Annotated in this window: 12 protein-coding genes; 7 read left to right on the top strand and 5 right to left on the bottom strand. The window is 63.8% G+C overall.

What is annotated here, in order from left to right:
- Positions 1-36: 36 nt before the first annotated feature.
- From murJ to BGP00_RS18190, 3 genes are all read left to right on the top strand, one after another.
- Entirely contained in the window at positions 37-1614 is a 1578-nt protein-coding gene (gene murJ, locus BGP00_RS18200; protein ID WP_292691369.1) for a murein biosynthesis integral membrane protein MurJ, read from the top strand.
- 5 nt (positions 1615-1619) lie between these two features.
- Positions 1620-2636 (top strand): tryptophan--tRNA ligase, encoded by a 1017-nt coding sequence (gene trpS / locus BGP00_RS18195; protein WP_292691371.1) that lies wholly within the window; start codon positions 1620-1622, stop codon positions 2634-2636.
- A gap of 216 nt (positions 2637-2852) precedes the next feature.
- On the top strand, positions 2853-3512 hold the full coding sequence (locus tag BGP00_RS18190; RefSeq protein ID WP_292691373.1) for a DUF4136 domain-containing protein: 660 nt from the start codon (positions 2853-2855) through the stop codon (positions 3510-3512).
- 56 nt (positions 3513-3568) lie between these two features.
- Here the strand turns inward: BGP00_RS18190 and dut are convergent, their stop codons facing one another.
- From dut to BGP00_RS18165, 5 genes are all read right to left on the bottom strand, one after another.
- The gene (dut, locus tag BGP00_RS18185) at positions 3569-4039 is read right to left on the bottom strand and encodes a dUTP diphosphatase (RefSeq protein ID WP_292691374.1); all 471 of its coding nucleotides are present in this window, start codon (positions 4037-4039) and stop codon (positions 3569-3571) included.
- On the bottom strand, positions 4026-5213 hold the full coding sequence (gene coaBC / locus BGP00_RS18180; RefSeq protein WP_292691637.1) for a bifunctional phosphopantothenoylcysteine decarboxylase/phosphopantothenate--cysteine ligase CoaBC: 1188 nt from the start codon (positions 5211-5213) through the stop codon (positions 4026-4028). The genes dut and coaBC overlap by 14 nt, the downstream gene beginning before the upstream one ends.
- A 259-nt stretch (positions 5214-5472) precedes the next feature.
- The gene (locus BGP00_RS18175; RefSeq protein WP_292691376.1) at positions 5473-6627 is read right to left on the bottom strand and encodes a hypothetical protein; all 1155 of its coding nucleotides are present in this window, start codon (positions 6625-6627) and stop codon (positions 5473-5475) included.
- Complete coding sequence (ubiB, locus tag BGP00_RS18170; RefSeq protein WP_292691377.1) at positions 6594-8150, bottom strand: 2-polyprenylphenol 6-hydroxylase; 1557 nt, start codon at positions 8148-8150, stop codon at positions 6594-6596. Before ubiB ends, BGP00_RS18175 begins: the two co-directional genes overlap by 34 nt.
- A gap of 5 nt (positions 8151-8155) precedes the next feature.
- Positions 8156-8905, bottom strand: coding sequence for a class I SAM-dependent methyltransferase (locus tag BGP00_RS18165; RefSeq protein ID WP_168605035.1), 750 nt, complete (start codon positions 8903-8905; stop codon positions 8156-8158).
- A 174-nt stretch (positions 8906-9079) separates the two neighbouring features.
- Here BGP00_RS18165 and mutM point away from each other — a divergent pair, with 174 nt between their 5' ends.
- The 4 genes from mutM to BGP00_RS18145 all read left to right on the top strand — a co-directional run bounded on the left by mutM (position 9080) and on the right by BGP00_RS18145 (position 13504).
- Positions 9080-9895, top strand: coding sequence for a bifunctional DNA-formamidopyrimidine glycosylase/DNA-(apurinic or apyrimidinic site) lyase (mutM, locus tag BGP00_RS18160; protein WP_292691380.1), 816 nt, complete (start codon positions 9080-9082; stop codon positions 9893-9895).
- Between the two features lie 169 nt (positions 9896-10064).
- Entirely contained in the window at positions 10065-10325 is a 261-nt protein-coding gene (gene rpsT / locus BGP00_RS18155) for a 30S ribosomal protein S20 (protein WP_168605033.1), read from the top strand.
- 488 nt (positions 10326-10813) lie between these two features.
- Positions 10814-12310: a chromosomal replication initiator protein DnaA gene (gene dnaA / locus BGP00_RS18150; RefSeq protein ID WP_292691382.1), complete on the top strand. Its 1497-nt coding sequence runs from the start codon at positions 10814-10816 to the stop codon at positions 12308-12310.
- Positions 12311-12739: 429 nt separating this feature from the next.
- A complete protein-coding gene (locus BGP00_RS18145) occupies positions 12740-13504 on the top strand; it encodes a HesA/MoeB/ThiF family protein (protein ID WP_292691384.1) in 765 nt (254 codons plus the stop codon).
- The last annotated feature ends 108 nt before the right edge of the window (positions 13505-13612 follow it).

The raw sequence follows: 13612 nt of genomic DNA, 5'->3' as shown, positions 1-13612 counted from the left end.
ATTTCCCGATAAAGCCAACACAAGACCGCCCAACCCATGAACCTTCTTAAAGCCACGGGGACGATCGGCGGCCTCACCCTGATGAGTCGCGTGCTGGGCCTGGTGCGCGATTCGCTCTTTGCGCGCATGGTGGGCGCGGGCTTTGCCTCGGACGCCTTTCTGGTGGCCTTCCGCCTGCCCAACATGTTCCGCGCCCTGTTTGCCGAGGGCGCCTTTGCCAGCGCCTTTGTGCCCATGTTCAATCAGAAAGTGGCCGATGCGCAGGGGCGCGGCCTGTCCGACGGCATCGCCTTTGCCGAGGCGGCGCTTTCGGTGCTGCTGCCCGTGCTGATCGCGATGACGATCCTGCTCGAGGTCTTTGCATGGCCCGTCACATGGGCGCTATCGGGCCGGTTCCATGGGGTTTCGGCGGATCAGTTCGCCTTTGCGGTCAAGCTTTCGCGGCTGACGATCCCCTATCTGATGCTGATCTCGCTGGTGTCTTTGCTGGGCGGGATTTTGAATTCGCTGCATAAATTCTGGGTCAATGCCGCCGCGCCCATCCTGCTCAATCTGACGCTGATCGGCGCGCTGCTGCTTTTCCACTCGCCGGATCCGTTTGAAACCGCGCGCAATCAGGCGCTGGCGGTCACAGTGTCGGGCGCGCTGCAACTGGCGTGGCTGGCCCATGCGGCATGGCGCAACGGCGTCTCGCTGCGCCCTCATTGGCCGCGTTTCACGCCCGAGGTAAAGCGGCTGATGGCGCTGATCTGGCCGGCGGCGGCGGGCGCAGGCGCGGTGCAGATCAACCTTGTCATCTCCACCGCGCTGGCCGCCAGCCTGCTCGACCATGGCAGCGTGACCTATATTTACATGGCCGACCGGCTCAACCAGTTGCCGCTGGGCCTGATCGGCATTGCGCTGGGCACGGTGCTGCTGCCCACGATCAGCCGCCTGCTGGGCGCGGGCGATGAGGCGGGGGCGATGGAGACACAAAACCGCGGCCTCGAAATCGCCCTGCTGCTCACCCTGCCCGCAACGGTGGGTCTGGTGTTCTGCGGCGAGCCGATTGCCGCCGCGCTGTTCGGCTATGGCCGCTACACTGCGCTCGACACCGCCCATACAGCGCAGGCGCTGGCCGCCTTCTCGATCGGCCTGCCCAGCTATATTCTGGTGAAGGTGCTGACGCCCGGTTATTACGCACGCCACGACACCAAGACCCCGGTGCGTTTCGCCACCATCAGCATGGGGGTCAACCTCGCGCTCAACCTGATCCTGATCCTGCCGCTGCGCCATATGGGGCCGCCGCTGGCCACCGCGATTGCTTCGACGGTCAATGTCTGGCTGCTCTATGCCACGCTGGTCAAGCGCGGCCATTTCGAGATGGATCTGCGCCTGCGCCACCGGGCCTGGCGATTGGGCGTGGCGGCGCTGACCATGGGCGCGGTACTGTGGATCAGCCAGCCTTGGCTGATGCCTTATACCCATGGCTCGTGGTTTGTGCGCCTGGCCTCGATGGGGGCGCTGGTGGGCGGGGGCGTTTTTGTCTATGGCCTCGCCAGCTTTGCCCTTGGCGCCTTTGGCATCGAGGATCTTAAACTTTTGCGGCGTCGCCGCGTTTCAGCAGAGAAGTGAAACACATGCGTATCGTTTCTGGCATTCAGCCCACCGGCAATCTTCACCTTGGCAATTACCTTGGTGCGATCCGCAATTGGGTGGCGATGCAGGACGAGTGGACGGCCAAGGGCGGGGAATGTTTCTATTTCCTCGCCGACCTTCACGCGATTTCGATGCCGCATGATCCCAAGGCGTTGGGCGAAAACACGCGCGAGATGACCGCCGCGCTGGTCGCCTGCGGGATCGACCCGGACAAGTCCACCCTGTTCAACCAGACGCAGGTGCCCGCCCATGCCGAGTTGCAATGGCTGCTCAACGGCACGGCACGCGTGGGCTGGCTGAACCGCATGACGCAGTGGAAGGACAAGGCGGGCAAGAACCGCGATGGCCAGTCGGTCGCGCTTTTCACCTATCCTGTGCTGCAGGCCGCTGACGTGCTGATCTATCAGGCCACGCATGTTCCCGTGGGCGAGGATCAGAAGCAGCATCTCGAACTGGCGCGCGACATTGCGCAAAAGTTCAACAATGACTTCTGCCCTGCGGACGCGCCGCTGTTCGTCCTGCCCGAACCGATCATCCCGCCCGCCGCCGCGCGTATCATGTCGCTGCGCGATGGTTCAGCCAAGATGAGCAAGTCGGACCCCAGCGACATGAGCCGCATCAACCTGACCGACGATGCGGACGCGATCATGGGCAAGATCAAGAAGGCCAAGAGCGACGCCGACGCCTTGCCATCCGAGGCCGAAGGGCTGGAGGGCCGCCCCGAGGCGCGCAATCTGGTGGGCATCTATTCGGCCATGTCGGGCCAGTCGGTGGCGCAGATTCTGGACACCTTCGGCGGCAAGGGCTTTGGCGCGTTCAAGCCCGCGCTGGGCGAATTGCTGGTCGAGCAACTGGCGCCGATCAACGCGCGTTTCAATGAATTGCGTCAGGACCGCGAGGCGTTGAACGCCATTCTGCGCAAAGGCGCCGAAAAGGCCCGCGCCGCCTCGGCCCCGACGCTGGCCGCCACCTATGACGCGCTGGGTCTGGTGCGTTGACAAATGAGGGCGCAAAAGGGGGTTAAACCCTTTTGCGCCCGCCTCTTTTTGCCGCATCATTCAACCATTATTCAGCCTTGCAAGCCTAGCATCGCGGCACCATACCACTGCTGCGCCCTAACCGGGGAGGGATAGTCGGCCAGAGCGGCATGCAGAGGAGAAAAACGAATGAGTGGCGCTAACTCTCAATGGATCTCGCGCGGCATAAAGGGAGCCATGGCTGGCCTCCTGATGCTGGGCCTTTCCGCCTGTGCCGACACGCTCGACACGCGTGTCACCCGCTTTCAATCGCAATTGCCCGCGGCCCAGGGCCAGACCTTTGCGGTTGTGGCCGATGATCCGTCGCTGGCGGGCGGGATCGAATTTGGCCAGTATGCCAAGCTGGTGGCCGGTGAACTGACCAAGAAGGGCTATACCGAAGCGGTCAACCCTGATGCGGCCAACCTGATCGTGCGCTTTTCCTATGGCGTGGACAAGGGCCGCGTGCATGTCCGCTCGACCGGCATGCGCGATCCGTTCTGGGGTCCGTGGTACGGGCCGGGCTTTGGCCGTCGGGGCTTTTACGGCGGCGGCTTTTATGGCCGTCCCTATATGATGGGCGGCTGGGGCTATGGCTGGTATGATCCCTGGTTCGATCAGGGCGTGGAAAGCTATACCGTTTACACCAGCGGCATCAGCGTGAAGATCGACGACAAGAGCGCCAACAAGCGCGTGTTCGAAGGCAAGGCCGAAGCCGCCTCGGCCTCGAACAAGCTGACCTGGCTGGTGCCCAATCTGGTTGAGGCCTTCTTTACCGGCTTCCCCGGCAATTCGGGCGAAACGCTGCGCATCACGGTGGCCCCTGAAAAGACCACGGTGAAGGGTCCGGCGAAGTAAAAACCGAAATTGAGAAAAACCCGCCGCCTTCACCAGCGGCGGGTTTTTTCGTGGCCTTAATTGCCCAGCGCGACCACGCCGCCCGTCGATCCGAACCCGCCCTCGCCGCGCGCGGTTTCGTCCAGTTCGTCAACCTCGATCCAGCCGCCCTGCACCACCGGGGCCAGCACGAGCTGCGCCACGCGATCACCGCGCGCGATAGCGAAATCCTGCATGCCGTGGTTGATGAGGATCACCTTCAATTCGCCGCGATAGTCCGAATCAATCGTACCGGGCGTGTTGGGCACGGTGATGCCATGCTTGAGCGCCAGACCGCTGCGCGGGCGGACCTGAATTTCAAAACCATGCGGGATCGCCATGGCAAGGCCCGTGGCCACCGCATGGCGCGCGCCCGGCGCGATCACCACATCCTCGGCCGAGACGACATCCATGCCCGCCGCGCCGCTGGTGGCATAGGCGGGCAAGGGCAGATCCTGCCCATGGGGCAGGCGCTTGAGACGGACGGGAATGGGTTCAGATAAAGACACGGGCAATCCTTTCAACCAGAGCGGCAGCCACCGCTTCTTTCGGCAGATCGGGCAGGCTGTCCACCCCATCGGCGCTGACAATATGAACGCTGTTGCGCAAACCGCCCATGACATCGCCCGACACATCATTGCCGACGATCCAGTCCGCGCCCTTGCGCGCCAATTTGGCCTGCGCATGGGCGATGACACCCTGCGTCTCGGCAGCAAAGCCCACGACAAGGCGCGGGCGGCGGGGCGAGGCGCACAGGCCAGCCAAAATATCCGGGTTCTCGACAAGGGCGAGCGGAGGAACGGCCCCGCTGCCATCCTTCTTGATCTTTTGCGCACCGGCATCCGCCACGCGCCAATCCGCCACAGCCGCCACCATCACGGCAATATCGGCGGGCAAAGCAGCCTCGACCGCCGCCGCCATCTCGCGCGCGGTTTCAACATTGACGCGGGCCACGCCATAGGGCGTGGGCAGATCGACCGGGCCAGCGATCAACGTCACCGATGCCCCGGCCAGCGCGGCGGCCTGCGCAATGGCAAAACCCTGACGCCCGCTCGACCGATTGGCGATATAGCGCACCGGGTCGATAGGCTCATGCGTAGGACCGGCGGTAATCAGCACATGACGGCCCGCCAGCGGCTTTTCATGCGCCAGCGCCGCGCCGATCGCCCCCATCACCGCCTCCGGCTCGGGCAGGCGCCCCGGCCCATACTCGCCGCAGGCCATCACGCCATCATCCGGGTCCAGCACATTCACACCGCGCGCGCGCAGCGTGGCGACATTGGCCATCGTCGCCCCATGCTGCCACATGCGCACATTCATCGCAGGCACCGCCAGCACCGGCTTGTCCGTCGCCAGCAGCAGCGTCGTGGCCAGATCATCGGCAATGCCGCAGGCCATCTTGGCCATCAGATCGGCCGTGGCCGGACAGACCACCACCAGATCGGCCTGACGGCTCAGTTGAATATGGCCCATCTCAACCTCGTTCTTCAGATCGAACAGGCTGGTATGCACCGGATTTTCCGACAGCGCCGCCAGCGTCATCGGCGTCACAAACTGCGCCCCGCCTTTCGTGAGGACGCAGGTGACATCGCCCCCCGCCTTGCGGATCAGGCGGATCAGTTCGCAGGATTTATAGGCCGCGATGCCGCCGCCGATGATGAGAAGGATGCGTTTGCCTAGCATGGAGACGGTCATAGAAGAGGTAGGGGAAGAATGCGAGGGTCTAGACCCTCGCGCTCCCGTTACTGTATGCGTTGCGCCATGGGTTCAGCCTTACGCATCGGACGCGATGCTTGAATTTTAAAGCCTGCGGCGCGGACAGGGATGACCTCACCGCGCCGCAGGCTTTAAAACATCGCCCCAAACACACTCACTGAACTCTGGCACCACCCCATTAACGGGATTGCAAAGGGCCCCCGCCCTTTGCCCGCCGGAGGCAAACTTACTTCTTAAAAGCCCCCCGGACCAAAGCCCCCAGCCCCATCGGCACAAAGGCCAACCCCAAAGCCATGACCGGCGTAATCACTGCCCCCCAATAGAAATTGTCATTCCGCCCGGCGATGGAGAACAGCAGCGCATAGCCGGAAAACAGCAGCATCCCCGTCTCCCCCGCGCTCGATCGCCACGAGGCCCAGCCGAAGATCATCAGGATGGTCAGCGGCCCGGCGATCTGATGGGGCAGAAAGCGCAGGTTGGAGGAAAGCACCGTGTTCGACAGGAAGCCCCCCAGCCCGCGCATCGCCAGCCAGCTTGGCCCGACCTGATCGGTGGGCAGGGTTTGCAGCGCAATCAGGTGGAGGTGCCAGGCATAACCCACCGCAAACAGCGCCACCAAGGCGCCCCATGCCGCCGCCTCGCGCCACGCCCCGCGCCAGCCCGCCATCGCCCCCATCAGCAGAACATAGGGCAGCACATGCTCACGGATGGACAGCGCCAGCGCGGCGGCCAGCACCGCCCCAACCCACTTACCCCGTTCCGGCCGATGCAGCCCCAGCGAGAGCCCCACCAGCATCCCCGCCCAAAGTTCATGCAGCACGAAATAGTAGCGGTTCAACCCCAGTGAAGCGCCAAAGAACACCAGCGCCGTGCCGATCCGCCGCAACGAAGGATCCACGCCCAGATCGCCCAGCCGCCCCCACCATGCCGCAATCACGCCAACCATCAGCGCCAGCGCCACCGCCATGGCGATGGGCGCAGGCTTGTCGCCATCCACCCCCATCGCCGCGTCCAGATAGGCCAGCGTGGGCAGACGCACCGCCGCGCCCGGCCGCACCGGATAATCGGCGCGGCGATGCTCGCTCACGATGAAGTCGTAATAGTTCTCACCATGGAGGATGCGCGATATGGCGCGGTCATAGAGCTTGAGATCCTCGTCGCGCGGGCGCTCGGCGGCCTTATTATGGGCGATGACGAGACTGGGGGCCTTGGCCTGCTCACCCCGCCCGACCGTCAGCGGCACCCATGCCGAAGCCGCCAGCAACAACGCCAGCACCGCCAGCACCAATCGCGCAGGCCACCGGCCCCATGCGGCGAAACGGTCGTAGGGCGCAGGCCCCCGCCCGTTCACCCCATCCAGCCGATATGCCACGCCGCCCATACGCTTATACCCCCCAACAGGAAGGCTCCGATATATCCGGGCCAGCGGTTAGCATTCGGTTTACCCTGACGATCCCAGATGAGAGGAATATCGGGCAAGGGCGGCTGTTCGGGGGCGGCGCCCTTCAGGGGGAACCTTTCCTCGATCCGCTCGATCAGGTCGGGCATACGCATGATCCGGCGCAGGCCGCGATGGATGCCGCGCGCGATGGCCGCCTCTGGGCCCAGCTCGTCGCGCATCCATTCGGAGACGAAAGGCCCCGACACATCCCACATGTTGATGTCTGGATAGAGCTGCGTGGCCAGACCCTCGACCATCACCATCGTCTTTTGCAGCAGCAGCAGATGCGGCTGGGTCGACATGTCGAAATCGCGGGTGATGGCGAAAAGCCCGTCGAGCATCTGCCCGACCGAGAGATCCTTGACCGGACGCCCGCGCATCGGTTCGCCAACGGCCCGCAGCGCGGTCGTGAATTCGTCCACCGAGTGATAGGAAGGCACATATTGCGCCTCGAAATGGATCTCGGCCACGCGGCGGTAATTGCCAGTGGTCAGCCCATGCAGGATCTCGCCCAGCCAGATGCGCGCCTGACGGTTGATCCGGCCCATGATGCCGAAGTCGATGGCGACAATGGTGCCGTCCGGCTCGATGAACAGGTTGCCCTGATGCATATCGGCATGGAAATAGCCCAGATGCACCGCCTGCGTCAGGAAGGCGATGACCAGACGCTTGGCCAGGCTTTCCAGATTGATCCCGGCGGCCTTGAGCGCGGCGGTGTCGCTGATCTTGATCCCGTCGATCCATTCCAGCGTCATCACACGGCCGCATGTGCGGTCCCAGTCGATGGCGGGAATGCGATAGCCGTGGGTGCCCTTCATCATCTCGGCCAGTTCGGAGGCCGAGGCGGCCTCGCGGCGCAGGTCGAGTTCGCGCATCGACCAACGCTTGAAATTGGCGATGATGAGACGCGGGCGCAGGCGCGTGGCCTCGCCGCCAAGGGCTTCCAGATGGGCCGCAGCCCATTCATAGGTCTGGATATCCTGCGCGAATTTCTCGCGGATGCCGGGGCGTAGCACCTTGACCGCCACGCGGCGGCCATCGGTGGTGATCGCGCGGTGGACCTGCGCGATGGAGGCCGCGCCCACCGGCTGCTCCTCGAATTCGGCGTAGAGTTCGCTTAAAGGACGGCCAAAGGCGCTCTCCACCTCGGCCTTGATCGCGGCAAAGGGAACAGGTGGCAGGCTGTCCTGCAGCTCGAGCAGATTATTGGCCGCTTCCTCGCCCACCAGATCGGGGCGGGTGGCCAAGGTCTGGCCCAGCTTGATCGCGGCGGGGCCGATCGCGCGGAAGGCTCCGGCATAATCGGGCACAGCCGGAACGCGCGCGCCAAACCGCGCGATGCGGCACAGGCGGGCCACCGGGGCGGGCGTATGGGGATCCTGCTCGATCCCCCGCAACGCGCCATGCGACGCCAAAATGCGGCCCCAACTCAGCAGGCGCCAGATATGCTTGCGGGGTGACAAGGTGTTTAGACCTTCCAGCCCGAATGAATCGCCACCAGACCGCCAAGGATCGGTTCGACGCGGGTGTTCACGAAACCGGCCTCGCGGATCATGCCTTCAAATTCGGGCATGGGCGGGAAGCGGCGGATCGATTCGATCAAATAGCGATAGGAATCGGCATCGCCCGCGATCATCTGGCCCAGTTGCGGCACCAGCTTGTGCGAATAGGCGTCATAGGCTTCCTTGAAGCCCGGCCATTCGGTCGTCGAAAATTCAAGGCAGAAGAAGCGCCCGCCGAATTTCAGCACGCGATGCGCTTCCTTCAGCGCCTTGTCGATGCGCGTGACATTGCGGATGCCAAAGGCAATCGTATAGGCATCGAACACCCGGCTCTGAAAGCTCAGCTCCTCGGCATTCTGACGGCTCCAGACCAGACCATCGAGGCCACGCTCCATCGCGCGTTCGATGCCCACGTCCAGCATGTCCTGATTGATGTCGGACACGGTGATCGAGGCGCCGCGCTCGGCCATGCGGAAGGCGATGTCGCCCGTGCCGCCCGCCATATCCAGGATCATCTCGCCCGGCTGGGGTTTCACCCGGCGCACGAACTTGTCCTTCCACAGGCGATGCAGCCCGGCCGACATGGCATCGTTCATGATGTCATACTTCTTGGCCACGGATGAAAAGACCGCGCCCACCTTGGCAGTCTTTTCCTCGGGGCTGACCTCCTCATAGCCAAAGGAGACGGTGTCGGGCTGTTGATCGCTCTGAGTCATGGGCGCCGCTTTAGGACGGTTTCGCGCTTGCGGAAAGGTGCTTATGCAAGCGCGGCAGGCAGAAATTCATCGCCCAAATCCGCCCGGCCGCCAGCCCGGCACAGCGAAGACAGTAATGGGAGCGCGAGGGTCTAGACCCTCGCATTATCCTTCTAAACCTCCTATCTCCCCCCCATGCCAGAGCTACCTGAAGTCGAAACCACACTGCGCGGCCTGTCCACCTATCTGGACGGACAACGGATCGCCCGTGTCGAAACCCGCCGCGAGGGACTGCGCCGCCCCTTTCCCGCCGATCTGGTGCAGGTGATGACGGGAGCCACGGTGACGGCCCTGTCGCGCCGGGCCAAGTACGGGCTGATCCATACCGACCGGGGCGCGGTGATGGTGTTCCATCTGGGCATGTCGGGGCGGTGGCGGATTGATCCGGATGCGCTTGAAAAGCACGACCATCTGGTGCTGACCACAGAGGCGGGTGCGCGATTGGCGCTCAATGATGCGCGGCGATTCGGCTCGGTCGATCTGGTGGCCGATGAGGCGCTGGCCGCATGGCCCGCCTTTGCCGCGATGGGGCCCGAGCCTTTGGGGCCGGAACTGACCCCTGCCCTGCTGGCCGCACGGATGAAGGGACGCCTCAGCCCGGTCAAGCAATTGCTGCTCGATCAGGCGGTCGTGGCGGGCCTTGGCAATATCTATGTCTGCGAGGCGCTGCACCGGGCGGGGATCAGCCCCTTGCGGCTGGGGCGCGATGTGAAGAAGCGCGAACTGGCGCTGCTGGTGCCCGCGATTGTCGATGTCCTGTCCGAGAGCATCGCGGCAGGCGGCAGCACGATCCGCGATTATGCCCAGCCCAACGGCGAGCTGGGCTATTTCGCGGCCAACTGGCGCGTCTATGGCCGCGAGGGCGAGCCGTGCCACGCCTGCGCCGCGCCGATTGCCCGCGTGGCGCAGGGCGGCCGGTCGAGTTTCTGGTGTCCGGCCTGTCAGAAATAGGGCAAACGGGCCGCGCCGGATGGTCCGGGGCGGAACAATAAAGACTCCTATTCCCTTGACGATTCGGCCAACGCTGGTTAAGGGCGCCGCTTCTGGTGGAACCGATGGTTCTGCTATACCGATTTTCGCTAGCAATTTCCGGCCACATCGGCCCGATACGAGGACACACATGGCCAATACGCCGCAAGCCCGCAAGCGCATCCGCCGTAACGAGCGTCGCGCCGAAATCAATGGCGCCCGCATCAGCCGCATCCGCACCTTCGTCAAGAAGGTCGAAGCCGCGATCGCCGGTGGTGACAAGACCGCTGCTGCGGCCGCCCTGCACGAAGCCCAGCCTGAACTGGCTCGCGGCGTTGCTCGCGGCGTGCTGCACAAGAACACCGCTGCGCGCAAGTACTCGCGCCTGACCAAGGCGGTCGCCGCTCTCTGATTCGCGATTCGTGCGGCCTGCAAAACGGTTGCACGGCATAGCGATAAGCAAGAGCGCGTAAGCAAAGCCGATGGGGATTCCCGTCGGCTTTTGCTTTGGCCCGTGCCGGCTTTAACTTTGCCCTTTGCCGGGCAAAAATGACAGCTTCAAGAAATCCTGCAATTCCAACGATTCGCAAATTGTCATGATATTTTACTCTTAAAATTCAATGGCTTTTTCGAGTTTGGCGGATTTGCTGGGGTTGCGCTGTCAAGCCAATTATTTCAAAATTTTTGCAGATAACGCCCTTGCGCAGCGCCTGCGATCATCCCTAAAACGGATGGGTTCGAGGCGTTCGGCGCCTCTGAACTTCACAGAAATAGGTCACTCTGTCACACTTGCGGAACTTTCGGTTTCGCAGGCGGGGAGCCTTTTTCCGTGTGCAAGGTGAGGCCGTCGACAATTGCGTCGGCGGGTTGGGGCTTAATGGCGGATCAGGAGCATTTGGGGTGACGGGAACCGTTTGGGGCGGCAAGCGCGCCGAGGCTGGCCCTGCAAAGGGCAAGTCCGGGCATGTCGCCGAAGATCAGGATGCACTCGACCTGGCCGCGGATTGGGCTGACATCTGTCAGGGCCTGAAGAAGGACCTTGGGCCGCAGCTGTTCAATCAATGGATTCGCCCGATTCAGCTCGGCGCGTTCAACAAGGATTCGGGCACGCTCGAATTGTTTCTGCCCACCGAATTCTCGGCCAACTGGGTGGCGGATCGCTTTGCCGATCGCCTGACGCTGGCCTGGAAGATCGCGCGCGATGTGCGCCATGTGCGCATCAGCGCTCAGCCCGGCCGCCGCGCGATGCCCGACCTGCGTCTGGCCCGCGACAACACGCCCGCGCGCCCTGCTCCGGTGCTGGGCGATTCGGGCCGCGTGCATGGCCATGCCACCGAAGGCGCCAGCGCGGCGACCGATACGCTGGCGCTGGCCTCGATCGGACTCGACCCCTCGCTCACCTTCCCGACCTTTGTCACCGGCACCAGCAATGTGCTGGCCTTCAACGCGGCCCAGCGTATGGCGGCCCTTGAAGCGCCGCAATTCTCGCCGCTCTATCTCAAGGCCGCAACGGGTCAGGGCAAGACCCACCTGATGCATGCCATCGGCCACGCGTTTCTGGCCAACCATCCGCGCGCGCGCATCTTTTATTGCAGCGCCGAACGCTTCATGGTCGAGTTCGTTCAGGCCCTGCGCCAGAACCAGATGATCGAGTTCAAGTCGCGCCTGCGCGGTTTCGACCTGCTGCTGGTCGATGATATCCAGTTCATCATCGGCAAGGCCAGCGCCCAGGAAGAACTGCTCTACACGATCGACGCCCTGCTGGCCGAAGGCAAGCGGCTGGTGTTTGCCGCCGACCGCAGCCCGCAGGCTCTTGACGGGGTTGAGCAGCGTCTGCTCTCGCGTCTGTCGATGGGCCTTGTCGCCGATATCATCCCGGCCGACATCGAATTGCGCCGCTCGGTGCTCGAACACCGCCTTGCACGTTTCACCTCGGTGGTGGTGCCGGGCGATGTGATCGAGTTTCTGGCCCGTACGATCAACCGCAATGTGCGCGAGCTGGTCGGCGGCCTCAACAAGCTGATCGCCTATGCGCAGCTCACGGGTCAGGCCGTCAGCCTGCAACTCGCCGAGGAACAGTTGACCGATATCCTGTCGGCCAACCGCAAGCGCATCACCATCGACGAGATCCAGCGCACGGTCTGCCAGTTCTACCGGGTGGACCGTCAGGAAATGTCGTCCAAGCGCCGCGCGCGCGCCGTGGTGCGCCCGCGTCAGGTGGCGATGTACCTCTCCAAGGTGCTGACCCCGCGCTCCTACCCGGAAATCGGGCGCAAGTTTGGCGGGCGCGATCACTCGACCGTGATCCATGCGGTGCGCCTGATTGAGGACCTGCGCACGCGCGATGCCGATATTGACGGCGACGTGCGCTCGCTGCTCCGTCAGCTGGAAAGCTGATCGCAAAACCCCGGTACAAGCTGTTGATGGGCGGTGCATAAAGGCTGGATAGGCCTGTGCATCGCCTGTTGGCATGCCTGTGGATAAGCTGTTCGCCAAGCGTGGGAAGCTTGGGGGTATGCTGGGGAAATGACTTTTATGCCTCCGGCGGGCAAAGGGACTTATCCCTTTGCAATCCCGTTATTGTTTACGTTGTGCCGGGACGGAGGCGTTGAGTGTTGGGGCAACGTTTAGATTTGAAAGCCTGCGGCGCCTATTAGCGCCACTTCGCCGCGCCGCAGGCTATAAATATCGCCCCAAACTCCCCACCGGCCAACCCCACCCCAAAACCGGATTGTTAAGGGCCCCCGCCCTTAACCCGCCGGAGGCTCCTTCTTCCTTGCCCTTCCCCCGCTTGTCATCCCCCCCGGCCTCCCCTAAATCCCCCGCATGACCCCCGAACGCCTCTCCCGCTTTGCCCGCCATATCGTGTTGCCCGAGGTCGGCGGGGTGGGACAGATGGCGCTGGCCGATGCCCATGTGGTGATGATCGGCTGCGGCGGGATCGGCAGCCCGGCCCTGCAGTATCTGGCCGCCGCCGGGGTTGGCCGCCTGACCCTGATCGACGATGACAGCGTCGAGGCCAGCAATCTGCAACGCCAGACGATCTTTGCCGAGGCCGACATCGGCATGCCCAAGGCACAGGCCGCCGCCGCATGGATTGCGCGCTTTGACCCTGAGATCGCCGTCCGTCATCACCAGACCCGCATCTCGGCCGACAATGCCCCCTCGCTGATCGCGGATGCCACGCTGGTCCTCGACGGCTGCGACAATTTCGCCACCCGCCTTGCCGTGTCGGACGCCTGTGTGGCCGCCGGCATTCCCCTGACCGCCGCCGCCGTAGGCCGGTTTCAGGGCCAGATCGCCAATTTCGCGGGCCATCTGCCGGGCCATGCCTGCTATCGCTGCTTTGTCGGCGATGCGTTCGACGCCACCGATTGCGACACCTGCGCGGCCGATGGCGTGTTGGGGGCCTTTGTCGGCATGGTGGGCACGATGGCGGCGCAATCGGCCATCCGCGTGATCCTGTATGGCGCGGGCGTGCCGGGGCCGCTGGCCGATCCGCAATGGGGGCGGTTGCATCTGCTCGATGGCCTCGCCCCTTCGCTGCGCACGATCACCATCCCCGCCGACCCAGCCTGCCCCTTTCATTAAACGCCCAGGCCATTAAACGCGGCCATAAAAAAGCAGGGTCGCCCCAGCCGGACGACCCTGCTTCCTCCTGCGCGAAAAGCCCGGATGGGTCGATGCCCATCCGGTCCC

Source organism: Novosphingobium sp. 63-713, assembly GCF_001898925.1.
Lineage (GTDB): Bacteria > Pseudomonadota > Alphaproteobacteria > Sphingomonadales > Sphingomonadaceae > Novosphingobium.
Note: the sequence above shows the minus strand (reverse complement) of the source record. Positions and strands in the feature narration are given on the sequence as shown.

Excerpts from the sequence above, each read along its gene's own strand:
- coaBC (WP_292691637.1), bottom strand. The coding sequence starts at position 5,213 with ATGCTAGGCAAACGCATCCTTCTCATCATCGGCGGCGGCATCGCGGCC.
- BGP00_RS18175 (WP_292691376.1), bottom strand. The coding sequence starts at position 6,627 with ATGGGCGGCGTGGCATATCGGCTGGATGGGGTGAACGGGCGGGGGCCT.
- rpsT (WP_168605033.1), top strand. The coding sequence starts at position 10,065 with ATGGCCAATACGCCGCAAGCCCGCAAGCGCATCCGCCGTAACGAGCGT.
- BGP00_RS18190 (WP_292691373.1), top strand. The coding sequence starts at position 2,853 with ATGGCTGGCCTCCTGATGCTGGGCCTTTCCGCCTGTGCCGACACGCTC.
- trpS (WP_292691371.1), top strand. The coding sequence starts at position 1,620 with ATGCGTATCGTTTCTGGCATTCAGCCCACCGGCAATCTTCACCTTGGC.
- murJ (WP_292691369.1), top strand. The coding sequence starts at position 37 with ATGAACCTTCTTAAAGCCACGGGGACGATCGGCGGCCTCACCCTGATG.
- mutM (WP_292691380.1), top strand. The coding sequence starts at position 9,080 with ATGCCAGAGCTACCTGAAGTCGAAACCACACTGCGCGGCCTGTCCACC.
- BGP00_RS18165 (WP_168605035.1), bottom strand. The coding sequence starts at position 8,905 with ATGACTCAGAGCGATCAACAGCCCGACACCGTCTCCTTTGGCTATGAG.
- BGP00_RS18145 (WP_292691384.1), top strand. The coding sequence starts at position 12,740 with ATGACCCCCGAACGCCTCTCCCGCTTTGCCCGCCATATCGTGTTGCCC.